This window comes from Demequina sediminis (genome assembly GCF_030296675.1).
Lineage (GTDB): Bacteria > Actinomycetota > Actinomycetes > Actinomycetales > Demequinaceae > Demequina > Demequina sediminis.
In genome coordinates, this window is the sequence record NZ_AP027736.1 from 1,694,422 (window position 1) to 1,717,743 (window position 23,322).

The 23,322-nt window shown below is 69.6% G+C and carries 22 protein-coding genes and 1 pseudogene; 4 read left to right on the forward strand and 19 right to left on the reverse strand.

What is annotated here, in order from left to right:
• Positions 1 to 1,023 carry a tRNA lysidine(34) synthetase TilS gene (tilS, locus tag QUE44_RS08630; RefSeq protein ID WP_286214117.1) on the reverse strand — a complete coding sequence of 341 codons (1,023 nt, stop codon included), beginning with the start codon at positions 1,021 to 1,023 and terminating at the stop codon, positions 1 to 3.
• Positions 1,013 to 2,368: a D-alanyl-D-alanine carboxypeptidase/D-alanyl-D-alanine endopeptidase gene (gene dacB, locus QUE44_RS08635; protein ID WP_286214118.1), complete on the reverse strand. Its 1,356-nt coding sequence runs from the start codon at positions 2,366 to 2,368 to the stop codon at positions 1,013 to 1,015. Before dacB ends, tilS begins: the two co-directional genes overlap by 11 nt.
• A gap of 152 nt (positions 2,369 to 2,520) precedes the next feature.
• Between dacB and QUE44_RS08640 the strand changes: the two genes are divergently transcribed.
• On the forward strand, positions 2,521 to 3,045 hold the full coding sequence (locus QUE44_RS08640; protein WP_286214119.1) for an inorganic diphosphatase: 525 nt from the start codon (positions 2,521 to 2,523) through the stop codon (positions 3,043 to 3,045).
• Between the two features lie 199 nt (positions 3,046 to 3,244).
• On the opposite strand, the gene QUE44_RS08645 is transcribed toward QUE44_RS08640, so the two are convergent.
• Positions 3,245 to 4,618 carry a C40 family peptidase gene (locus tag QUE44_RS08645; RefSeq protein WP_286214120.1) on the reverse strand — a complete coding sequence of 458 codons (1,374 nt, stop codon included), beginning with the start codon at positions 4,616 to 4,618 and terminating at the stop codon, positions 3,245 to 3,247.
• A gap of 198 nt (positions 4,619 to 4,816) precedes the next feature.
• On the opposite strand from QUE44_RS08645, the gene metX (QUE44_RS08650) reads away from it, so the two are divergent.
• Positions 4,817 to 6,013 carry a homoserine O-acetyltransferase MetX gene (metX, locus tag QUE44_RS08650; RefSeq protein WP_286214122.1) on the forward strand — a complete coding sequence of 399 codons (1,197 nt, stop codon included), beginning with the start codon at positions 4,817 to 4,819 and terminating at the stop codon, positions 6,011 to 6,013.
• A gap of 186 nt (positions 6,014 to 6,199) precedes the next feature.
• Here the strand turns inward: metX (QUE44_RS08650) and QUE44_RS08655 are convergent, their stop codons facing one another.
• Positions 6,200 to 8,263, reverse strand: coding sequence for an S-layer homology domain-containing protein (locus QUE44_RS08655; protein ID WP_286214123.1), 2,064 nt, complete (start codon positions 8,261 to 8,263; stop codon positions 6,200 to 6,202).
• 597 nt (positions 8,264 to 8,860) lie between these two features.
• Here QUE44_RS08655 and QUE44_RS08660 point away from each other — a divergent pair.
• A complete protein-coding gene (locus QUE44_RS08660) occupies positions 8,861 to 10,237 on the forward strand; it encodes a bifunctional o-acetylhomoserine/o-acetylserine sulfhydrylase (protein ID WP_286214124.1) in 1,377 nt (458 codons plus the stop codon).
• A complete protein-coding gene (gene metX / locus QUE44_RS08665; protein WP_286214125.1) occupies positions 10,234 to 11,436 on the forward strand; it encodes a homoserine O-acetyltransferase MetX in 1,203 nt (400 codons plus the stop codon). The genes QUE44_RS08660 and metX (QUE44_RS08665) overlap by 4 nt, the downstream gene beginning before the upstream one ends.
• Positions 11,437 to 11,599: 163 nt before the next feature.
• Here metX (QUE44_RS08665) and QUE44_RS14125 read toward each other — a convergent pair.
• The 15 genes and pseudogenes from QUE44_RS14125 to QUE44_RS08735 all read right to left on the reverse strand — a co-directional run.
• Positions 11,600 to 11,743, reverse strand: a pseudogene (locus tag QUE44_RS14125) (helix-turn-helix domain-containing protein); the annotation flags it as partial.
• 180 nt (positions 11,744 to 11,923) lie between these two features.
• Positions 11,924 to 12,211, reverse strand: a complete 288-nt coding sequence (locus QUE44_RS08670; protein WP_286214126.1) for a PqqD family protein — start codon at positions 12,209 to 12,211, stop codon at positions 11,924 to 11,926.
• 183 nt (positions 12,212 to 12,394) lie between these two features.
• A complete protein-coding gene (locus QUE44_RS08675; RefSeq protein WP_286214127.1) occupies positions 12,395 to 13,516 on the reverse strand; it encodes a hypothetical protein in 1,122 nt (373 codons plus the stop codon).
• Positions 13,517 to 13,709: 193 nt separating this feature from the next.
• A complete protein-coding gene (locus QUE44_RS08680; protein ID WP_286214129.1) occupies positions 13,710 to 14,606 on the reverse strand; it encodes a hypothetical protein in 897 nt (298 codons plus the stop codon).
• Between the two features lie 417 nt (positions 14,607 to 15,023).
• Complete coding sequence (locus QUE44_RS08685; RefSeq protein WP_286214130.1) at positions 15,024 to 16,106, reverse strand: sugar phosphate isomerase/epimerase family protein; 1,083 nt, start codon at positions 16,104 to 16,106, stop codon at positions 15,024 to 15,026.
• Positions 16,103 to 16,873 carry an NAD-dependent epimerase/dehydratase family protein gene (locus tag QUE44_RS08690; RefSeq protein WP_286214131.1) on the reverse strand — a complete coding sequence of 257 codons (771 nt, stop codon included), beginning with the start codon at positions 16,871 to 16,873 and terminating at the stop codon, positions 16,103 to 16,105. Before QUE44_RS08690 ends, QUE44_RS08685 begins: the two co-directional genes overlap by 4 nt.
• Entirely contained in the window at positions 16,870 to 17,688 is an 819-nt protein-coding gene (locus tag QUE44_RS08695; protein ID WP_286214132.1) for a glycosyltransferase family 2 protein, read from the reverse strand. Before QUE44_RS08695 ends, QUE44_RS08690 begins: the two co-directional genes overlap by 4 nt.
• Entirely contained in the window at positions 17,678 to 18,634 is a 957-nt protein-coding gene (locus tag QUE44_RS08700) for a glycosyltransferase (RefSeq protein WP_286214133.1), read from the reverse strand. Before QUE44_RS08700 ends, QUE44_RS08695 begins: the two co-directional genes overlap by 11 nt.
• Before the next feature lie 38 nt (positions 18,635 to 18,672).
• Entirely contained in the window at positions 18,673 to 19,824 is a 1,152-nt protein-coding gene (locus tag QUE44_RS08705) for an FAD-dependent oxidoreductase (protein WP_286214134.1), read from the reverse strand.
• Complete coding sequence (locus tag QUE44_RS08710; protein ID WP_345378539.1) at positions 19,821 to 20,279, reverse strand: GtrA family protein; 459 nt, start codon at positions 20,277 to 20,279, stop codon at positions 19,821 to 19,823. Before QUE44_RS08710 ends, QUE44_RS08705 begins: the two co-directional genes overlap by 4 nt.
• A 187-nt stretch (positions 20,280 to 20,466) precedes the next feature.
• On the reverse strand, positions 20,467 to 20,718 hold the full coding sequence (locus QUE44_RS08715; protein ID WP_286214135.1) for a PqqD family peptide modification chaperone: 252 nt from the start codon (positions 20,716 to 20,718) through the stop codon (positions 20,467 to 20,469).
• 35 nt (positions 20,719 to 20,753) lie between these two features.
• Positions 20,754 to 21,248, reverse strand: a complete 495-nt coding sequence (locus QUE44_RS08720) for a hypothetical protein (protein WP_286214136.1) — start codon at positions 21,246 to 21,248, stop codon at positions 20,754 to 20,756.
• Between the two features lie 223 nt (positions 21,249 to 21,471).
• Entirely contained in the window at positions 21,472 to 22,353 is an 882-nt protein-coding gene (locus QUE44_RS08725; RefSeq protein WP_286214137.1) for a hypothetical protein, read from the reverse strand.
• Between the two features lie 211 nt (positions 22,354 to 22,564).
• A complete protein-coding gene (locus QUE44_RS08730; protein WP_286214138.1) occupies positions 22,565 to 22,777 on the reverse strand; it encodes a hypothetical protein in 213 nt (70 codons plus the stop codon).
• A 126-nt stretch (positions 22,778 to 22,903) separates the two neighbouring features.
• Positions 22,904 to 23,209 (reverse strand): hypothetical protein, encoded by a 306-nt coding sequence (locus tag QUE44_RS08735; RefSeq protein WP_286214139.1) that lies wholly within the window; start codon positions 23,207 to 23,209, stop codon positions 22,904 to 22,906.
• Positions 23,210 to 23,322: the final 113 nt, after the last annotated feature.

Here is a 23,322-nt window from a genome sequence, read left to right on the forward strand (position 1 = left end):
TCACGGCTGGTTCTCCTCCAATGGGTGGCTGATGACCAGCCTGCCATATTCGCGGCGCGCCTCGAATCCGCCCGGAAGCGAGATCGCGCCCTGTCCCTTCCACGCGGTGACCAGCGAGTCGAGCGCCGCCACGTGCGTCGCGGTGAGCGGCCCGGCCCCGCGGTTCTCCGCGAGCATCTTGAGCATGCGCGTGCGGATCGCGTCGGGCAGGGCCGCGAGCATGTCGCAGCGCCAGTCGTCCGAGCGCACCGCGGACACCGACGCCCCCATCGCGGAGCGCGCCTGCCGGTCGAGCTCGTCGGCATCGGCCTGCAGCAGCGCGGCGGATCGCGCGAGCCCCGACACCACCCCGGGCCCGAGCACCTCGACCAGCGACGGCATCACGCGCGTGCGCAGCGCGGAGCGGCGCGGGCCGTCCTCGGTGAAGTTCGTGGGGTCGTGCCACGGCTCGAGGTCGAGCGCCTCGCACGCCATCATCGTGTCCTTGCGACGGATCGTGAGGAACGGACGGACGATGCGCCCGCGCCTGGCGGGGATCCCCGCGAGCGCGCGGGCACCCGAGCCGCGCGCGAGGGCCAGGAGCACGGTCTCCGCCTGGTCGTCCATCGTGTGTCCCGTGAGCAGCAACGGCGCGAGGCCGCCCTCCGCGTCGATCCGCGCCTCGAGCGCCGCGTACCGCGCCTCGCGCGCCGCCGCCTCCATGCCGCCCGCGCGTCCCACCGTCACCTTCTCGACGTAGACCGTGTGGATGCCGGCGCGACGCACCTGGTGAGCCGCGCGCTCGGCCACGACCGCGGAGTCGGGCTGCAGGCCGTGGTCCACGATGATCGCGCCGGCGAAGAGTCCCTGCTTGCGGGCCACAAAGGCGACCGCGGCGGCCAGCGCCAGCGAGTCGGGGCCACCCGAGACGGCGACCCACACGCGCGTGCCGAGTTCGAGTTCGCCGAGGGCGTCACGCACCGCCACGCGGCACGCCGCGACCGCGGGATGCGGTCCCGTCAACGGATTGCCCTCATCCTTCACATCCGCATTCTGCCAGCGCCGCGAGGAACTCGTCGAACGCCGACTGCGGCCGCTCCTGCCCGTACGGCATGCCGTCCGCAAGGATCGCGACGGCGAGTGCACGACCGTCCGCCGTGACGATCACCCCGGCGATCGAGGTGACCCCCGTCAGGGAACCCGTCTTCGCGCGCCAGAAGCCCGCGACGGGAGAGCCGACGTAGCGCGACTCGACCGTGCCCTCGAGCCCCGCGAGCGGCAGCCACGACAGCAGCCCGAACAGTCCCGGCTCCTCACGCGCGACCGTGAGCGCCGCGGTGAGCATCGCGGGAGCGATCTGGTTGCGGTCCGAGTACCCCGCGCCGTCGTACAACTCCAGTCCCGCGGTCGGCACCCCCAGGTCGCGCAGCGCGAGCGTGATCGCCGAGGCCCCACCCGCGGGAGTCGCGGGCCTGCCCATCGCGAGCGCCAGCACGCGCGCGACCGCCTCGGACACCGTGTTGTCGGACACGGCCAGCAGGTGCCGCGCGACCTCCGCGAGCGGCGCGGACTCGACGGCCGCGACCTCCGTGGCCCCGGCATCGTCCCTCACGGGGGACGATGCCCTGGTCGCCTCTCCCTCGACGGTCAGTCCGCGCTCCCCGAGCGCGGCAATGAAGAGGCCCGCGGCGTGCAGCGAGGGGTCGGCGGCGCGCTGGGCGTAGTTGTCATCGCTGAGGCGCGCGCCGTTGACCGCGAGGCCGGTGACGGGGGCGGCGTATCCCATGTCGAACGCGTAGTCGGGCCACTCCTCGGGCCACGCGGGGCCGGGGAAGGCGAGGTCGTCGACGACGACGGTGAGGCCCGCGGCATCGTCCCCCACCGCCGCCGCCACCTGCGCGGCGAGGTCCCCAAGCCCGGCCCAGCCCTGCGCGGGGTCGTCGCCAGCGCCCACCGTGCCGCCGTGTCCCTCGCCCGCCGCGAGCATGACGTCGCCGCCCGCGACCAGCGTGAGCGTGCGGGTGGTTGGGTTCCAGGTGACAGTCGTGCGGGTGCGGAAGTCCGCTCCTAGGTGACCGACGGCCGCGACCGCGGTGAGCAGCTTGGTGGTCGAGGCGGGGACCTGGGGGTCCGCGGCGGAGAGGTCGGCGTAGACCGTGCCGTCGAGGTAGTCGATCACGGAGATGTTCGTGGACTCGCCGGTGCGCGGGTCGGCCCGCACTGCCTCGGCGAGCGACTGAACGGTCGCGGTGTCAGGGCGAGGCGCGTCGGGGTCGAGGTCGGCGACGGGCGCGGCGGTGGGATCGGGCGCCGCAGCCACGGGCGCGGCGGTGATGAAGGGCGCCTGCGGCACCTCGACGGGCGCGGCGGTGATCCAGCCGGGGACCACGTCGCGCGCGTCGGCGTACGCGTACCCCCGCCGAGCAGCAGGACGGAGCCCGCCACGCCCGCCACGATTCTTCGCACCCACGACCTCCGAACATGCGTCACACTAGTACCCGGACCGCTCTAGGACCTCAGACCTACCGTTAAGGACCCAGCATGGAATTCGACGTCACCATCGAGATCCCGAAGGGCTCGCGCAACAAGTACGAGGTGGATCACCACACCGGCCGCATCGTCCTCGACCGCATGCTCTTCACCTCGACGCGCTACCCCGATGATTATGGCTTCATCGACGGCACGCTCGGTGAGGACGGCGACCCGCTGGACGCGCTGGTGCTGCTCGAGGAGCCCACGTTCCCCGGCTGCCAGATCCGCTGCCGTGCGCTCGGGATGTTCCGCATGCGCGACGAGGCCGGCGGCGACGACAAGGTGCTGTGCGTGCCCGTGGGCGACCAGCGCCAGACGTGGCGCCAGGAGCTCACCGACGTCTCCGACTTCCACCGCCTCGAGGTCCAGCACTTCTTCGAGGTCTACAAGGACCTCGAGCCCGGTAAGTCCGTCGAGGGCGCCCACTGGGTCTCGCGCGAGGAGGCCGAGGAGGAGATCCGGTCCTCCTTCGAGCGCGCCAAGGGCACGCCGTTTGCGACGCTCAACCCGCTGCACCCGCCGCAGGACCACTGAGCCCGGGTTCTCTCCGGCTCTTGCTCTGCTTTTCCCTCGCGGCTCCGCCACACGGAATCGCGGCTCCGCCACACGCCCGCGCGCTGTGGGACGCTCACTGTCGCTTTTCGCAGGTCCGAGCGCGCCATGGGACGCTCGTTGTCGCACGGTGCAGGGCGTGTGTGGCGGAGCCGTGAGCTGAGACAGCCGCAACCCGTGACTACGGCCGTCCCACGTAGGGGATGAGGTTGCCGACGCGCCAGCTCGCGTCGTACGCGCGAATCTGCGCCACATCGCCCGGCTTGGTCGCCTCAGCGATCATGCCGCCGCCGATGTAGATGCCCACGTGATAGATCGCCGACGTCGACCGCCCCGAGCCGTAGAACACCAGGTCACCGGGGCGCATCTGCGAGATCGGCACCTTGGTCAGCGCGTTGTACTGGGTCTGCGATGACCGCGGGATCATGATGCCCGCGGAGCGCCACGCGGCATACGTCACGCCCGAGCAGTCATACGCGGGGCCGTTTCCGCCCAGCAGATAGTCGGTCCCCATGAGCGTGAGCGCCTTGTCGACCGCCTGCTGACCCTGCGCCGCGGAGGACTTCCATCCGCCGGTGACCGGCGGGGCCGGTGTCTCGGTGGGCTTGGGGGACGATGTCGTGGTCGGCTTGGGCGTCGACGTGGTCGTGGGCTTCGGGGTCGACGTGGTGGTCGGCTTCGGCGTCGATGCCCCGCCGTCGGAGCCACCCGAGCCACCCGAGCCGTCGGAGCCACCCGAACCGCCCGAACCGCCCGACTGCTCGGCCTCCTGCTGCGCCTGCTCCCACGCCTCGCGCTCCGCCTCGCGCCGGTCCGCCTCGAGCCCCTCCTGCCGCTGCTCCTCGAGCGCGACCGAGACACCGCGCATCCGCGCGAGCCGCTCGATCGCGGAGGCGCGCGCCGCGGCGGCTCCCGCGACGGCCTCATCGGCGTTGCGCTGGAGGTCCTCGGCCTCGGCGAGTGCGGTGGCGGCCGCGGCGACGGCGGCCTCCGCGTCCTCGGCCGCACGGGCGGCGTGGTCGCGCATCGTGGTCGCGACCAGCTCGGCCGCCTTGACCTCCTGAATGAGGAGGTCGGCCTCGTCGGACGAGCGCGTGATGGCCTCGGAACGCACCACCACCTGCTCGACCGTCTCGGAACCCACCACGACGCCGAGCGAGCTCATCGCACCCGAGTCGCGGTACGCGGCCTGCGCCACGACGGCGAGCTGTGCACGGGCGGCGGCGAGCGCCTCCTCGGCCTCCGCGGCGCGAGACTGCGCCGCGTGGAGCGTGGCCTGCGCCTCCTCGCGGTGGGCGTTGGCGAGCGAGTACTCGTCCGCGGCGAGCGCGGCGGCGGTCTCCGCGTCCGCGCGTGCGGTCTCGAGCGAGACGATCGCGGCATCGAGCGTGTCGACGCTCGCGGCGGCCGATGCTGCGGCCGCGCGGGCGGCATCGATCTGGTCCTGGCCGGGGTAGTTGTCCGCGGTCGCACGGTGAGGAGGTCCGGCGATCACCAGCGCGCTCGCGGCCACGGCGATGGTGGCCAGGGCGGCCACCCGTCTGCGCAGGATCACCCCTGCCTCCTTCTCGTCTCGCGAGTCACATCTGTCACATCTGTCACTTCCGCGCTCATCCTAAACCGGACCATCCGCGCGCGGAACCGCCGTGTGCGAAAGTCCACGCGGCATCGTCCCTCTCTTCGGACATCGGCATTCACAAGACCGCACTTGAGCACGGGCGTGCGCGCGCGACCGTCCCCTAGGCTGAGCGCCATGGATGACGACGGCATCGAGACCGACGCGAGGGCCGCCGACGAGGGGCCGGGCCCCGGCGCGCCGATCCCCGCGAGCGCCGCATGGCGCGACGGCGACCACCCGGGCCGACGGCTGTTCTTCGCGCTGGGCGACCTCGAGCTCGAGGCGGATCCGCTGGGTGTGCTGCCCGGCGTGACGCTCGCGTACGAGACGTGGGGCGAGCTCAACGCCGCGCGCGACAACGCGGTGTACGTCGCGCATGCGCTCACGGGCGACAGCCACGTGTTCGGTCCCGCGGAGCCGGGCCACCACACGGGCGGCTGGTGGAACGCGATGGTCGGGCCGGGCAAGCCGATCGACCCGGCGCGCCACTTCATCGTGTGCGCGAATGTCGTGGGCGGGTGCCAGGGCTCGACCGGGCCGTCCTCCCCTCACCCCGAGGACGGGCGACCGTGGGGATCGCGCTTCCCCTACGTGACGATGCGCGACATGGCCCGCGCGGAGATCGCCCTGATGGACCATCTCGAGATCGACCGGTGGAGGCTCATGACCGGCCCGTCGATGGGCGGCATGAGGGCGCTTGAGTGGACGGTCATGGCGCCGGGGCGGGTCGGGGCGATCGCTCCCGTGGGGTCGACGGGGGCCGTGACCGCGGACCAGATCGCGTGGTCGACCGCGCAGCTCGCAGCCATCGAAGCCGACCCGAGGTTCAGGGGTGGCGACTACTACGACGCGGCGGACGGCGACGGGCCGCACGTGGGGCTAGGCATCGCGCGCATGATCGCGCACACCACGTACCGCAGTGCAGGGGAGCTCAACGATCGCTTCGGGCGCTCCTACCAGGGCGAAGGCGACCCGATCGGCCGGGGCGGATTGTTCGCGGTGCAGTCTTACATCCAGCATCACGCGCGCAAGCTTGCGCGGCGCTTCGACGCCAACACCTACGTGCGCCTCGCGCAGGCGATCCAGTCGCACGACGTGGGACGCGGTCGCGGCGGCGTCGAGACCGCGCTCGCGCGCTACACCGACCCTGCGCTGGTCATCGCGATCGACTCCGACCGGCTGTATCCGCTGCAGAACTCGCAGCGGCTCGATGCCGCACTGTCGGGCTCCGCAGGAGTCAAGGTGGTGCATTCCGCGGTGGGTCACGACGGCTTCCTGGTCGAGACGGCACAGATGAACGCGTTCATGGAGGAGTTCGAGCGCGAGCTGTGAGGGGCGGGTTCGCGCAGTCGCGGCTGACTCTCTCGCGGCTCCGCCACACGGATTCGCGGCTCCGCCACACGCCAGCGACCGTGAGCGTCCCATGGCGCGCCGACTCCTCCGAAAAGCGACCACCAGCGTCCCATGGGGGGTCCGGCGTGTGGCGGAGCCGCGGAGATGCCGGGCGCGGAACCCAGCTCAGGCGGGCGCGCCGAGCCCCAGCCCCGCGTAGCGGTAGAGGAACGCCGCCATCGCATCGCGCTTGATGTTCTCGAGCGGACGGAACTCGGTCCGCCGCCCCACGGTCCAGCCCGTCGAGATCTCCATCTCCGCGAGCCACGTGATCTCGTGGAAGAACGGCGTGCTCGGCTTGATGTCGGAGAACTTCGTGATCGACGGGGTCTCCCACCAGGGCGACCCCGCGAAGCGGTAGAGGAACGCGGCCATGGCGTCACGCGTGATCGGCCGGGACGGTCGGAACTCGCGTCCGCCGGGCACCTCCCACCCCGTGGTGACCCCGGTCTGTGCGAGCCACACGATCTCCTCGTAGAACGGGTGCGAGGTCGGCACGTCGACGAACGGCGAGCCCTCGTCGAGGTCCACGTGCGGCGAGCCGGCGAAGCGATACAGGAAGGCCGCCATCGCGTCGCGCGTGACCCTGCCGAGCGGCCGGAACTCCTGCTGCCCGCCTGCGACGGGGTAACCCGTCGAGATGCCCTCGTCCGCGAGCCACTGAATCTCCGTCGTGAACGCGGAGCCATCCACGTCGGCGAACTCGATCCGCGGGCGCTCGGCGAGCTCCGCATCGATGCCGCGCGCGTCACCCGCGGTGAGGTCGACGGCGGTCGCGGATGCGAGGGTCTCGGCATCGTCCCAATACTCGGACTGGACGCGCGAGACCTCCCTGCCGGTGGCATCGTCCCAATAGCCCTCGCCGTAGAAGCGCACCGTGTACTCGCCCGGCGGAAGCCCCGGGATCGCGTACGTGCCGTCGGGACGCACCCAGCCCGTGCGGCTGAGCTTCGAGACGGGGTCAAGCACGTGGACGTGGAGCGTGTCCGCCTCGCGCGGGTCGAGGGTCGATGCCAGCGTCACCGTCCCGCTGATGGTCCGGGCGAGCTCGAGCCGCACGTCGCGCTCGACGCTGCCGCCACTCACGTCGATCACGTTGGCGGTGCCCTGCGTGCGCCTGTTCTCGAGGTACTCGATCGCGAGGCTCGACTCGACCCACGCGCCCGAGCCCGGGTCGCGATAGCCGGAGTCGGAGAACTCGACGGTGTACTCCCCCGGCACCAGCCCCGACAGCGAATACGTGCCGGCCTCGGGATCCACCACGCCGAACGTCGTGCCCGTGGGCCCGAACGCCATCACCTGCACTCCCCGCAGCGCCGCCGGGTCCGCGCCGTCCTCGACGGCGAGTGCCCCGGTGATGGTGCGGCCCTGCGCGAGCTCGGCGTTCACCCCGATGAAATTGCTCCCCCCAACGTTGACCGGGGTCGCGTCCTCGCGAGTGAGGGCGTCGGCGTAGAACTCGCGGATCACGTTGGTGCGGTCCGCCCCCTCGCCCGCCCCGTCGAACTCCAGGATGTACGTGCCCGGCTTGAGCCCGGTGAGCTTGTAGGCCCCCGTCGCGGGGTCGACCGCCGCGGTCGCGGTGGTGGAAATCCCCGCATCGACCGGCTCAGCAAAGACCTCGATCCCCTGGGCCAGCAGGGCGGGGTCCGCGCCGGGCGCGAGAGTCACGGTGCCCGCGATGGTCCTGCCGTGCTCGAGTTCCGCGTCGATTCCCGTGACGTCACCCGGGTTCGCGCCCTGGCCCACCGGCACCTGCGTGGCCAGGTGGTACGTGGACGCGCCGCGCCAATACTCGCCCACGGCGTTGGGGGTCACCTTGAGATCCGTGGCGGGGTCCACGTAGGTGCCCACCAGGAACTCGACGGTGTAGACGGCGCTTGGCAGCCCTTCGACCACGTACGCGCCGGTCGCGTCGGGCGACACGGTCTGGTCGACCCACGGGTCGTACGACCGCACCTGCACCTGGATCGCGTCCATGGCCTCGGGCGGCACTAACGGCGGAAGCGTGACCGTGCCGGAGAGCGAGTAGGTCTCCGCGGCCTGCGCGGGGACGATGCCCGCTGCACCGAGCGCGGCGGCCATCAGGAGGGCGGCGGTCGCCCGCGCGGCGCGGGCGAGACGGGAGGAGCGGGCGAGACGGGAGGAGCGGGTGCGGGGAGTGCGCGGGGCGCGAGGCATGCGGCTCATGGTGCGCCGAGCGTATCGCGGGGGTGCCCCCGGCGAAGCGACCGCCCCCGCCCCGCGGCTCCGCCCCCGCCCCGCGGCTCCGCCCCCGCCCCGCGGCTCCGCCACACAACAGCCCTCCCCACGGGCGCAATCAGCGGCTGCAGCGGCCGACTCGCCGACGACACGCCGAGCCCTGTGTGGCGCAGCCGCGAAACGGTGTGGCGGAGCCGCAGCACGGCGCAACCGCGAAAGCGTGTGGCGGAGCCGCAGCACGCGCGAGCACTCACTCGCCGCCCGCTTGCCAGCCACGCCGCGTCCGGGCTACAGTCCCACCCATGTTCCGTCGAATGTGTCGCTGACCCCGCGCACGTTCGGCGTGCGCCCGTGACGGGCGCCGGCCTCCTCCTCACGACGGAGTGGCAGGCCAGATCTCTCCCGTAGCGGGCACCGCCTCGTCGCGCGCCGCGCCCCTCGGGGTCGCGGACTGCCGGTGCGCTTGCACGCCCGGTGGCCAGCGACACGGCACCGCTCCCGAGGGCCGCGGATCCGAGTCCAGCAGCAGTCTCACCAGACGCGACACGCCAGACCCGCACCGACACCGACTTCCAAGGAGCCATCATGACGAACCCCACCTGGGCCTTCGAGACCAAGCAGATCCACGCCGGTCAGACCCCCGATTCAGAGACGGGCGCCCGTGCTCTGCCCATCTACCAGACCACCTCGTTCGTGTTCGAGGACACCACGCAGGCCGCGGCCCGCTTCGCGCTCGCGGAGCTGGGCCCGATCTACACGCGCATCGGCAACCCGACCCAGCAGGCGGTCGAGGACCGGATCGCGGCGCTCGAGGGCGGCGTCGGCGCGCTTCTGGTCGCCAGCGGATCCGCCGCGAACACCCTCGCGATCCAGAACATCGCGGAGGCGGGCGACCACGTCGTGTCGAGCCCTTCGCTCTACGGCGGCACACACAACCTGTTCGCGCACACGCTGCCCAAGTTCGGCATCGAGGTGACGTTCGTCGAGAACCCGGACGACCCCGAGTCGTGGCGCGCCGCGGTTCGCCCCAACACCAAGGCGTTCTTCGGAGAGTCCATCTCGAACCCGAAGCAGGACGTGCTCGACATCGAGGCGGTCGCGGCCGTGGCGCACGAGGTCGGCGTTCCGCTGATCGTCGACAACACCGTCGCGAGCCCGTACCTCGTGAACCCGCTCGCGTGGGGGGCGGACATCGTCACCCACTCGGCCACGAAGTATCTCGGCGGCCACGGCACCGCCATCGGCGGCGTGATCGTCGACGGCGGCTCGTTCGACTTCGGCGCCCACCCGGAGCGCTTCCCCAACTACAACACGCCCGACCCGAGCTACAACGGCCTGGTCTACGGCCGCGACCTGGGCGTCGACGGCATCTTCGGGGTGAACCTCAGCTTCATCCTCAAGGCCCGCGTGCAGTTGCTGCGCGACACCGGCGCCGCGATCAGCCCGTTCAACGCGTTCCTCATCGCCCAGGGCGTCGAGACCCTCAGCCTGCGCGTCGAGCGCCACGTCGAGAACGCCAAGCAGGTCGCCGACTTCCTCGAGGGTCACGCCCAGGTGACGTCGGTCGCCTACAGCGGCCTGGCGAGCTCCCGCTGGAACCACCTCCAGAAGAAGTACGCCCCCAAGGGCGGCGGCAGCGTGCTCGCGTTCGAGATCGTGGGCGGCAAGGAGGCGGGCCAGGCGTTCGTCGACGCGCTGCAGCTGCACTCGCTGGTGGCGAACATCGGCGACGTGCGCTCGCTCGCGATTCACCCGGCGACCACCACGCACTCGCAGCTCAACGAGGCGCAGCAGCTCTCCGCGGGCGTCTCCCCCGCGCTGGTGCGCCTCGCGGTGGGCATCGAGAACATCGACGACATCCTGGGCGACCTCGCCCTGGGCTTCGAGGCCGCAGCCGCGGTCGCGCGGCGGCAGGACGATGCGCTGGCAGAGGCGGTTTCGAACGTGGCAGCACCGGCGTGACCGACCACGTCGACACCGCCTGGGCGCCGGCGGGCGAGGCGAGGGATGAGGCCGGGCCCATTCCCGCATCGTCCGCCTGGCGCCCGGGCGACCACCCCGGCGAACGCAGGTTCGCGCACCTGGGCGAGATCCCACTCGAGGGCGACCCTCGCGGCACGCTCGACGTGACGCTCGCGTACGAGACGTGGGGCGAGCTCAACGACGCGCGCGACAACGCCGTGTACGTGGCGCACGCGTTCACGGGCGACAGCCACGTGCTGGGCGACGCCGGCCCCGGCCACCCCACCGGCGGCTGGTGGTCCGACCTGGTCGGGCCGGGCAAGGTGATCGACACCGACAGGTTCTTCGTGGTGAGCGCCAACGTGGTGGGCGGCTGCCAGGGCTCGACCGGGCCCGCGCACCCGCACCCCGAGGACGGGCGCCCGTGGGGCTCGAGCTTCCCGTACGTCACGCTCCACGACCAGGTGGTCGCGGAGGCGCGCCTGGCGGACCTGCTCGGCATCGACGCGTGGGCGCTGATCCTGGGCCCGTCGATGGGCGGAATGCGGGCCGTCGAGTGGGCGGCCACGTACCCGGAGCGGGTGCGGGCCATCGCGGCGATCGGCACAACGGCGGCCACCACGGCCGACCAGATCGCCTGGCATGCGTCGCAGGCGGCCGCGATCCGGCTGGACGCGAACTTCCGCGGCGGCGACTACTACGACGCGCCCGACGGCGAGGGCCCGCACCACGGGCTCGGGCTGGCGCGCGTGATCGCGCACACCACCTACCGGTCCGCGCCCGAGCTCAACGAGCGGTTCGGCCGGTCCGTCCAGGACGGCGACCCGCTGCGCCCGGAGGGGTTCTTCCAGGTCGAGTCCTACCTGGACCACCACGCGGACAAGCTGGCGCGGCGGTTCGATGCGAACTCGTACCTGCGGATGCTGCACGCGATCAACACGCACGACGTGGGCCGCGGCCGCGGCGGCGTCGAGGCCGCGCTGTCACGCTACGAGGGCGAGGCCCTGGTGGTCGCGATCGACTCCGACCGCCTCTACCCCCTGGCCGACGCCGAGCGGCTCGCCGGTGCGATCCCGCGCGCCGAGCTGGTGGTGCTCCACAGCGACATCGGGCACGACGGCTTCCTGGTGCCCGATTCGGGGTTGAACGATGCGGTGGCCGGGCTGCTCGAGCGGGTGGCGGTGGGGGTGGGCGCGTAGAGCGTCGAGTCCAACATCGCTCGGTCCACGCTGGGGTGGTTCGACAAGGGCGCGGCAAGCAGGTCGGACCTCTGGATGAGGCGTCGTCGCGGCCGTAGCTGGCCACGATGGCGACGTCGAGCTCGTTCAGCACCCGGAACATGCGCGACATGCACAAGGTCGTGCGCCCCGACTCGAGATCGACCATGTAGTCGCGGGTGAGCGCGAGCCGCTCCGCCAGCGCTGCCTGGCTGATGCCCGCCTCCTCACGCGCGTCCGTGACGACGGCGGCGAGGTCCTGCGGCTTGCGTGCGGTCAGTTTCGGCATGGCACCGTTCCTTGCGTGGCGTCGGCCCCGGTCTCCGAGATGTGGGAATGTCGCCACACTGCCCGATGTGGGAAATATCCCGCAATCGCAGTAGTGGGGATTTTGCCGCTACCCCGGCAACCGCCGATGTCCCGTCGGCGCTGTTCCGCTCAGGGCCGGAACAGCCCGATCACACAACGCTCAAGCCTCCCCCACCACCAGGCCGAGCTCAAGCAGCTGGGCGACGAAGGCTCGCACTTCGGGCATGATCTGCTCGGCGGGGACATCGTAGGCCTCCACGAGCTCTGCGACGATGGCCGCCTCGCTCAGCGTGCCGTCGATGCGCACCCAGATCTCGAGGGCTGTGCCCTCGAAGATGTACGGCACCTGCTGCTCCTCGAGGCGCGGGAGGTTGAGCACGGTGGCGCGGGTCTCCGAGGCCACCTCGGCAAGCCCCTCGGTGCGGGTCAGCGGGGTCGGCTCGGTCATGGGTTCATCCTGCCTGCTCACCTACCGTGAGCGGTACCGCTCGGCCGCGATGTTGTCCCCGCGCCCGGCGAGGAGCTCGACGACGCGACGGCCGGGCCGCTCGAGCTCGCGTTCTGTTGATGACATGAGGTCTTCCTCCCAATCACGAGACCCAACTGTCAACAACGTCCGTCAGTTCTAGAGCTAGAGCGATCCGACCAGGCTCATGCCGACCGCGCTGAGTGCCAGCACCCCGGCAATCGCAACGTGTCGTCCGCGCGAACGACCCGCCATGACCGGTCCCATCAGCAGCGCAACAGCGGGAGCGACCACAAATGTGGCGTACCGCTCGTACAGCCAGGGAAGTTGCGAGAGCACGGTGAAGCCCGCGACGAGCGTCGCGACCAAGGCGATGACCCTCCATGGGTCCGCAACCTGCCCGGCTGGTCCCTGCTCCCGCCACAGTCCGAGCAACCCCGCGACCAGCAGACCTGTCGCCAACGCGACCATCGCCCCGTAGGCGACCGACCCAAGACCGCCCAGGGCGCCCAGCACCCTTCCGAGCGGCCCGACTGGCATCGGCGCGAGCACCGCGACAACCGCCATGGCAGCGCCTGCGGCACCCACCGCGAGCCAGTTCGACCAACCACGAGGCATGCGCAACGTCGGGAGGACCACGAGAAGCAGCACTCCCGCAGTGAGAGCGACGAGCGGTGCGTACGCGACGGTGACGCCGTCGAAATCGCGCGCCTCCGGGAATGTCTCGAGGAACTCCTCGGTGTACTGGCCGCCGTAGACGGCCCACGTGGCGACGATGCCCGCGCCAGCCGCTAGCCCGAATGCCCCGAGCCACACAGCCCAGTCCACGAGTCGGCGCCGTGTCGACTCGGCCACCACCACGATGGCGAGTCCCAGCGCCAGCGGCGCGAGCGAGGGCTGGAGGTTGACCGCGATCGCCACCAAGACGACCTGTCCCCAGCGCCTTCGTGTCAGGAATGCGAGGACGAGGACGAGCACCGCGGGCCAGATCGGATGCACCCGAGCGCTGAACAGCGCGAGCGAGTACGCGGCGAGAGGAAGGACAGCCACCACGCCGAGCCGGCGCCCGACCAGGACAGCCGCGCACGTCGCCGCGGCGAGGGAGACGAGGCGTCCCACGAGCAGGGCGGGGGCGCCCGTAGCGACGATCCCTCCGACCAACCACGAATACAGGGGGCTGATGCCCTGACCGACCACCTCTGTGTTGAGCGCGGGCCACACCGCGCCGCTGTGCTCGACAACCGGCAGGTACCAGGTCACCTCATCGGGGCGGCCCGGCAGAGCCACTGCGATCAGCGCGTTGGCGGCGAGGAGGCCGCCAAGGACCCACCAGATCGCTCGTGTGTTCGCAACACTACGATGCGGACCTGCGAAACGGGGTTCCGTCGGCGCACTGGTTCGCTGTGTCAACTCGTCGCTTTGGCCGCTCATCGGTAGCATCGATCCTCCCTGGTAGTCGGAGCCCGCGCCGCCCATACGTCTAGTTGCGTTCGGACTCGAGCCAATCGCTGACGAGCTGACCGTCAACATATCGATGGATGGCATAGTCATCTCCCCCGGCGCGGCTGACGTCGACCAGCCCGACGCCGCTCTGCGTCAGCTCGTCCACAAGCTCGCTATCGGCGCACTCAACCACATTACGTTGGACATAGATCAGTTGAGCTCCGCGAACCGAGCAGTCGCTCGATACGACCAGATCGCCGGGCTGCGCAATTTGCCTCGCCGCGCTCCACACTGCAACCCGAGCCGACGCATGTTCGAGCGCGCTGCGAACTGTCAGATCGATGTACGCCACCGATACCACCAGACTCGCGACCAGCACGACGGCAGCCCACCGGAGCCTAGGCGCGCCAGAGCTTCGCACAGCCACGGCGGCAAGGAGCGCCACCGCGAGCGTGACCTTGTTCGTGTCGTAGACATAGGTGCCGGCGTGACCCGCGAGCACGAGGTTCTCTGCCACACCCACAAGGAGCACTGTGCACAGCAAGCGGGCGTACCAGTCGATCCGGTGGAGGCGAATCGTCATCACGCGGTGCACTCGCGGGCGGAGCATCAGGGTGATCGCAACCAGCGGCACCATCGCGAGCGCCCATGCCCAGAAAACCTTCGCCAGACGCACGATGTTGAGACCTCGAGCATCAGCTCGCTGCGTCATGTGCGCCACGATCTCTGAGAGCGGGACGAGGCCACTCCATTGGTAAGCGGTCAACGCGAGCGCAGTCAGGACGCCCGCACCAATGCTCAGCGCCGCGGCACGATTCAGCCGCACGCTCCCAGGACGGAACCAGAGCGCGACCGCGATGACCACGAAGATCAGGATTCCGGTCCACTCGCTATAAGCTGCGGCGAAACTGGCGGTCAAGAGCACCGCAGGCACGTACCGTGCCTCGGGAGCTGTCGCGAGGAGGAGGAGGGTTCCAGCCAACGCGACCTGCACCACCGAGTGGCCCCAGTAGCCGAAGAAGGCCGATTGTAGACCCACGGGGGATACGAGGTAGGCCGCCGCGATGACGATTGCCCAGGCCGTGCCGCGGGTCGGCCCACGAGGAGACGACGCGCGGTCAGGAAGAGCAGAGCTGTCGTTGCTGCCGCGAGCGTCAGCCCCAAACCTCTGATGACGGCCAACGAAGGCTCGGCGACGGCAGATACCGCCGCAGCCAGGACGAAAGCGCCCGGCGGGAAGGATGTATAGAAGAGGAGCCCAGCGTCCGATTCCACGCTCGAACCTGGGAGGTTGTCGATCCCCCGGTCGGCGATGTCTCCGAACGTGAACACGGGCAGCAGGCGGGTTTCGTCAACCTCGTGCTCGCTGAGTGCGAGAACCGTGGCTGCGACGTGCGACGGAGCATCGTCGTTGAGCGCATAGCCCAGCGCGGGCGCGCGCAACCACGCCTGTCCGAAGGCGACGAGCGCGCCGACAAGCACCGCAGCCAGCGCGATCTCGGCTACGAGCCGGACCCCCGAGCGCGGCACATCCTGCGAATCTCGTGATCGCTGACGACTGCGCGTGACAGGTACGGGGGTGGTCACGGGAGCGCTCCTCGCCGCGCGACTCAGCGAGCAGCGAGCGGGTCAGATCGATCGCCGCCGCGGCCCTCGCCGCGCCCTCACCCGGACTTCCGGGGCGCATCTCGATCGAGATGGCGCCCTGGTACCCGACGTCGCCGAGCGCGGAGAATCCCGCCGCATGGTCGACCACCATATTCTCGATCTCCCCAAGTTGAGGTGCGCTCACGTGGTAGTGCCGTAGCAAGCTGGCGTGCTCGCGCACCGCGTCACCGATGTGGTCTCCCGCCAAGGTCATGCCGGCAGCGTCAAGGTGAAGCCCGAAGCCGGGGTGGTTGACATCTTCGACCAGGCGAGCACCGGCGGCGGCGGTCGTGACGAAGCTGCAGGCGTACTGCGGGGGATTGGGCTCGATGCATAGGCACGTGCCCGCTGCGGCCGCGATCGCGCCCAGTTCGGAGAACACCTCGACTGCAAGAGGCCAGACGCTCGCCTCTGTCGCGCCGTCAGGCACCTGCCTGTTGCGAGGCGAGCCGAACACCAGGACGCCGACATCCATGCGGCCCGCAAGCTCGACGAATCTCGCAAGGTGATCGATGGCCGCACGCCGCGTCGACGCGTCCTGGAACAGGGTCAGGTCCTCACGCCCAAAGAGCATGGACTGGAATGCCACGACCTCGATCCCATGATCACTCCAAAAGGACACATAGCTGCCAAGCTCGACGTCAGAGACATTGGTCGGATCCTTGAAGACCTTGGTCGGCGCGATCTCGACCGCGGCGACCCCCAGGCCCTGGAGCGCACGGGCAACCTCTGCCTCCTCCTCCGCGGGCCACGCGATGTTGGAGATCGCCAAGCGCGGTGCGGTCATGCCGCGCGCTCGCTTCGCACGAAGGCTGCGAGGCCGTCAAGCACTGCATCTCGGCCGTAGAGGTAGCCGTCATGTCCGTTCCACACATGCGCGTGCACCGAGCGCATGTCATAGAGGCCGGACCGCATACCGTCGGGCCGGTTGTCGAAGTCGCGTCCGAAGGCGTGACGCGCTACGTCCCGGGTCGAGACGGGCTCCGTCGCGAGGTTCACCAGCGGCAGATTGTGCGCGATGATCCGGTCGAGGTCCTCGGCGAGCCAGCGCAGGTCGTAGTACTGAAACACCCCGTCCGCATGGATGCGCTCCACGTTGTTGTCGTGCAGCAGGTCGTAGATCACATTCTTCTTGATCCCGGGCCCGAACAGGCCCGGCAGGCGCACGATGTGGACCGACGGGAACTGCCCCGTCGCGAAAGCCTCGAGCCCGAGCCGGTGGAGCCCGTAGGGATGGAGACCGTCGGTTGGCGGTTCGGTCTCCTCCGTCACCCCGACGGGGTCCCGGTACACGTCGATCGTCGAGACCAGCACCAGACGTTCCGCATCGATCGACTCGAGAGTCCGCTTGAGCTGCTCGATGTGCGCGACGTCGTCGTCCGGGTTCTGGTTGATCCGCCACTTCTCCGCCTTGGCCGCAGTGAACACGACCGTCTCGAAGGAGCGACCGGCGATCTCTGCCACGTTCGCCGAGTTGTAGAGCTCGTCGTACTCGCGAGCCGCCCGCAGGTTGCTGCCGACGAATCCCGTATAGCCGATCAATGCTGTTGTCATGCTGTCGTCGCCTCCTGTGACCGGGTCGAGCGATACCGTCCCGCGACGGCCCGGAACAGGACACCGAGGACGTGGGCGTTGCCTCTGATCGGGCTGATCTTCGTGGGGACCTTGCCCTTCGGGTACGTCCGGGTCACGGGCGTCTCAGCGGTCGCGAATCTCGGGAGGCGACCGGCCTCGATCGCCAGGTGATAGTGCAGTTCATAGGTGACGAATACATCCCGGAAGGTGTCCACCTCGGCGTCGCCGAGGAGGCGTGCGCTGTACGCCCGGAACCCATTGGTGGTGTCGGTCTGACGGACGCCCGAGGCCAGCGAGATGAGCGGCGCGTGCAGCACCTTGAGCCCGACGAGCCGTGACAGCGGCGTGTTGATGGCCCGGCCGCCCGGGATGAAGCGCGACCCCTGGACGTGGTCGACGCCCGACTCGAGCAGTTCCAGGAAGGTGGGGATCGCCTCGACGCCGTCCTTGCCGTTCCCGTCGATCACGACCACACCGGCATACCCCTGCTCGAGGCAGAAGTCGAACGCCATGCGCATCTGCGCGCTGAGTTTCCCGGGCCCGAGCTTGGTCAGCAGCGCCGTCACGCCCACCGATTCCAGGTACGAAAGGTCGAGCGACCCGTCTGTGCTCCCACCGTCGGCGACGATGACGTCGGCCGCTGGCGCCACGTCCTGCATCCGGCGCAGCTGCGCCCGCACCTTGTCGCCTTCGTTGATCACGAACACGCACACCGCGTATTGATGGTTGCGGGGCCGCAGCTTGTCTGTCCGGTACGCGGGCACCTCGCGGGTCAGCGCGCTCTCAGGCAACATTCCTCCTGGTCTCGTCAGCGATGAGCTGGTCGCTCACGATCTCCTCCATGAGGTAGTACGCCGGTTCGTTCCGCGCCTCCGACAACAGCCGACCGATGTACTCGGAGACGACCGCGAGCGACAGGAAGGTGAAGAAGAACATGATCCCCAGCTGCAGGTTGGTGGTCGCCCACCCACGTTCGACGCCATCAGCGAGCAAGTAGGTGAGGATCACGTAGCCCGCGTAGCCGAGGTTTGCGAGCGCGACGATCACTCCGGTCGTCGCGACCAGCCGCAGGGGCGCGAGAGAGTAACTCGTGATCATCTCCACGGCTTCGCGGAAGTCGGATCCGGGACGCTTGCGGCCCGCACTTGTGTTCTCGCCCGACGGCGTTTGCGGGCTGTAGTCGAACTCGACCACTTCGAAGCCCACGTGGCGGATCAGGTGCCGAAGATAGCGGTGCCGGCGTCGAGCGCTCAACAGGGTGTTCGCGGCACGTCGCGTGAAGCCGGTCAGGTAGGTCGATTGAGCAGGGATACGGATGCCGAGGATCTTGCTGTTGTACCAGTAGAACAGCGCCTTGCCCCAGGCGCGTGCGCCACGAGTGAGGGGAACCACGCTCACGCCCTGCACGATGTCCGCCGACTGCACCCGCGCCACGACCAGAGGGATCTCCGCGACCGGATCCAGAGACGGATCGAAGAGCACGATGAAGTCACCGATCGCGGTGTCCAGCCCGCTGAAGAGCGCGGTCTCATAGTCGAAGCGACGTGAGAGTCGGATGACGCGGACACAGGACAGCGTGCGCAACTCCTCGCGCAGGGCCACCACCTGCGCGGTGGCGAGTCCGTTGTCCACCACTACCAGCTCGAAGTTCGTGTAGCGGTCAGCCAGCGTGCGCTGGACATCGCTCACGATCCCGATCGCGTTCGAGGTGGTCGCATCGAACACTCCGACCACGCTCACGAACACATCGTCTCGCACGACGACTGGCTCACTGGGAATCACTGGCGCACCTCCGTCTTCACACCTCTGCCGTGTTGGACCAGGGCGTGGGATAGCTCTTCGAGGACATCGTCCACGTTGTCAATCTTTGCGCCCAGCACATAGTAGTAGCCATCGATGCCCGCGTCATTGCGAACCAGAATCGGGCGGCTGTCGGAGGCGTCGGACAACCTGAGAACCGCCTTGACCTCAGTGACCGAATCGACGTATTCGAGATCGGCGAGACTCGGAACGTACCGGCGGGCGTCGGCAATCATCGGGCGGAAGTTGGAGGGCTGTGCAGCCAGATCGACCCGGCTCGCGATGGGTCGGGGGTCCGGCGCCTCCGCGGAGTCGAACCAGCGGGCGTGAGGGGTGTAGCGGACGTGAGAGAGGGTGTGCAGCCCGCGCGCCGGGAACGGCATGAGCGAGAAGAAGGGCCCATCCATGACGGTGATCGCAGCGTTGCGCAGCTGGTCGGGCACCCTTACCAGGGCCATCTCGGTGATCTCGAGTTGGAGAGGGATCAACGGCAGCCCCGCGGAACGGTGGAGCTCGTTGGTGGAAGCGTAGACACTGCTGATCGCGAGGGGAGCGCAATAGACGTCGCCGTCCGCTGTCGTGATACTGACCACCGACCCGGAGCTCTCGATTCTCGCAACCCTGCGGTTATGAAGGATCTCCACCCCGCCAGCCCGAGCGACGCGGTCGAGCATCAGCGTGCGCAGGACGCGCGCATCGAATGCGAACTCCTCGACCTCCCAAGCCTTCTCGATGTGTCCCGGTGAGAACCACGCCTGCTGCGGTGGTCGCACTTCGGAGAGCGGCGCGCCTATGCGCTCGCAGAACGTCTCGAACTGACGCGCATTGACTTTGGAGAAGGTCGACGCGATGGCGTAGAAGTGGCGAAAGGACGTGTAGAGCGCGGGCGAGTGCTCGTCGGACCAGGCGCGCGAGCTCACCCTCGACCGGTAGGCCGTGAGGATGCTGCGCGGATAGTGGTACCCGTGGTGGACGCGCGCCTGGTTGACGTAGGAGGCGCGCTCCATCGCCGTGGACTCGGCCTCGATGACGGTGACCCGAGCCAGCCCCAGCTCCTCTCGCAGATACAGCGCGATGCGCAGGCCGAAGAAACCTGCACCGATCACGATCGCGTCCGAGCGTGCGGTCACCGGCGATACATCCATCGTCGTGCGAGGAAGTTCCACGCGAACACGGTCACCGTGGCGACGGCCTTGGCGACGAGGTAGTACCAACCAAGCTTCTCAACAAAGACCCACATCTGACCGTTGAGCAGCAGGAGTCCGATCGCGCCGATGACGCCGAATAGCGAGAAACGCACCCACGGATGAGCGACGCGCGGGTCCCGGAACACGAACCGCTCGCTCAGGACGAAGACGACTGCGAGGCCTGACAAGAAACCCGACGTGCTCGCCATGAGGTAGTGCACAGAGAACACGTCGGCAAGGAGTGCCAACGTGCAGAAATCGACGATGAGGCCGACAGCAGCTGTCCATCCGTAGCCCATGATCTGGCGGACGAGCGACCCAGCCCTCGGCCGATCAGAGGCATTCGGTGCGGCAGCATCGGCGACGGCAGGTGCGCCTGGACTTCGTCGCTCGCTCATGCAGCCCCCTCAGATTGCGAACCTGCCGAGCACGACGCGGGCACGGAGACGCTCGGTCCCGACAGCGCCACAGACGTCGCGGCTCGGGCTTTTCCCGGGAAGTGTACCGCCTGGATGTTTCGCCCACACTTCACGGTTGCGCCCAACGACAACCAGGCTCCAACCGCGAACGGAGCCGCTCAAGTGGCTATGGCACGCACGCGTGCACCTCGGGGGCGATCTCCTCGGCCCGCGCCTCGTAGGCCTCGGCGAGCTCGTCGACGATGGCGGACTCGGTGCGCGTGCCGTCGATGCGCGTCCAGATCTCGAACGCGGTGCCCTCGAAAATGTACGGCACCTGCTGCTCCTCGAGCCGCGGGAGGTTCAGCACGGTGGCGCGGGTCTCGGAGGTGACCTCGGCGAGGCCCTCGTGGCGGGTCAACGGGGACGGCGTGCTCATGCGCCCATCCTTCCCGATCGGGCGTGCGCGAGCGGTCAGGCGACGGTGACGCGACGCACGGACGCCGCGTTCCCGGCGCCCGCATCGTCCACCGATGCCGTGAGCACGATCTCCCGCCCGGCGATCCGCGTCCCCGGCTCGATGCCGAGCCGCGCGGTGATCCCGGCGCTGCCGCAGTGGCCGAGCGCGCCCACGTAGGTGAAGGTTGCGCGGCCGCGGGCGGCGTCGACGGCGAGGCTCCAGCCCTCCTCGGCGCCGCGGTCGAGCAGGTGCCACGCGGGGTCGGCGTCGAACCACACGCCGGGGGCGTCGACGGTGAGGGTGGCCCGACGGATCGGGGTGCCGTCGGCGGATTCGTAGACCACGCTCGCGCGCAGCAGCAGTGCGGCGGCGCCGTCGCCGGCGGCCTCCATCGCGGCGATGTCGGACAGGTGCAGCTGGCCGATCGGCGCGGCCTCAACCGGCGCCTCGTGCGAGGCGCCGCCTGCGAGCGTGGCGTCGACAAAGGTGGTCGGCGCGGCTGCCGCCATGCGGCGCGCCTGCCCCTGCGTCAGATGTGCGTCCACCGGGCCCTCTCCCGTAAGTCGGGCCGGGTACCCCCTCAGGCACCGCGGCCGTCGTCGTGCCTGACAGACGCAAATTACCGTGTCATGCGGCCCGTGCGACAGCGCGAGTGCGAAACGTCTCACCGGGGAACATCAGGGGTGATTCGGACAGTGCGGACACCGCGCCGGGAGGCCCGACGCCGCGGGCTCAGCGGACCGTGAGCGATACGGGCGCCAGCGTCAGCGTGGACCCCGCCGAGCTCGCCATGGCGTTGAGCGTGACCGCGAGCGACGCGGTCGGGCTCGCGCCCTCGGGGAACGTGACGTTGAGGGTGGACGTCTGCCCGTTCGGCGTCAGGTCCGCCCCGCTGTAGCGGAAGCGCACGCTGCGCACCCCGCCGGAGACCCCGATCTCCTCGAAGGTCCAGTTGGCTCCGGTCACGGACATCGGCGCGCCCGCAGCGGTCGCGGGGAACGATGCGATGGCGACGATGCTCGAGACCGCTCTGCCGGGATTGGGGTTGTACGGTCCGGCATGGCGAAACCGGAAGCCGACGCGGTAGCCGCCGCCGTTGTGGCCCGACGAGAACGCGCTGTTCCAGACGAGCACGCCCTGCACGGCGGCGGTGCGGGTGGTGGTGACCTGGGGAACGGCCACGCCGTTCGAGGTGCCGTCGCCGGCGAAGGCGACGGTGAAGGCACCCAGGCCGGCGTTCGACTTCTTGTCGACCGAGAACTCGAGGGCGGCCGTCACCGAGCTGGTCGCGTCGAGGGATCCACTCTGATACGTGAACTCGAGCACGCGGTCGGTCGAGGTGTTGCTCTCGCTGGTGAGCGTCCACGCCGAGCCGACGATGCTCGGGGCGTTGGTCGAGACGACCGACTTGGGCAGCGCGACCGTGAGCGTCACGTCGCCGACGAGGTACCCGTCGGGGGCGACGCCGTCGTCGAGATAGCCGAGCACCGCTCCGACGTTGACCTTGGACGCCGTCTGGTTCGCGTACGTCGCGCCCGACGTCGCGAAGATGAGCTGGCCGGCCTCGCGCACGGAGGTGGCGGCGGCCGGAGCCGCCGTGGCGATCAGGATCACGGGGGCCTACCAGACGGCGCCCTGAAGGACGCGCCGGCGCGACACGGACCGCGGGCGCGACGTCGCGGGTGCAGACTCTGGCATCACAACCTCAGCAGGACGGGGGCGCCCCTCAGCGAGCGCCACACCCCGCCAACATCACGGCGTGATACCTGGGACGTGCGGCAACGAGACGCACCTCACAGCAAGTTCGGAGGCTGGGCGCGGCGGTTCAGCCGCCGGACGCGATCGGGTCGAGCCCGCCGAGCGTCGGAGCCAGCGAGGCCGGGGACGCCGTATCCGGGGCGACGAACGCGTACGCGGCGATCAGCGCGATCACCACAACGGTGAGCACGATCGCCCAGCCAGGAGCACCGGCGTGATCACGCATCATCCACGGCTTGTCGAGCGAATGCCTCTTGCGACCCACGTGTCGACGTCCCATGTGAACTCCCCCGAGCCCCGCACCGGTACGGCAGCACTCTAAAGTGACAAATGGGACATGCGCTAGGCGCGATCGCGAGAGTTTACCTGCGCGTCACAACCGTCAAGCGGAACTCGCCTCGGAGCGCTATGGCCGCTTGACCTTGAACGTGTTGCTCCAGCTCGGGTACGAAGGCGTCGAGGTCAACTGGAACGTCACGTCCATCGGCGAGGCGCCGGTTCCGCTCGCGTAGGTGAATACCGCGACGAGCGGCACATCTACGGTCGCTCCCGTGCCCGCAGTCACAGAACGCGTGAACTGCATGTTGCCCAGAGCACCGCTCACATACGTCCACCCGCTGATCGACACACCCGTGATCGTCGCCGGCGACGTGACGGTCCAGACAAGCGACAGTGACAGCGACGTGACGTTGCGCGGAACATTCGCGTTCAAGTTGACTTCGTTGCTACGGCCCGTGGTGATCCCCCCGTGACAGTCAGGCCCGTCGAACTCGCTGTCGCGGGGCTCGCGACCGCGAGCATGATCGCCGGAGTCGCCCAGGCTGC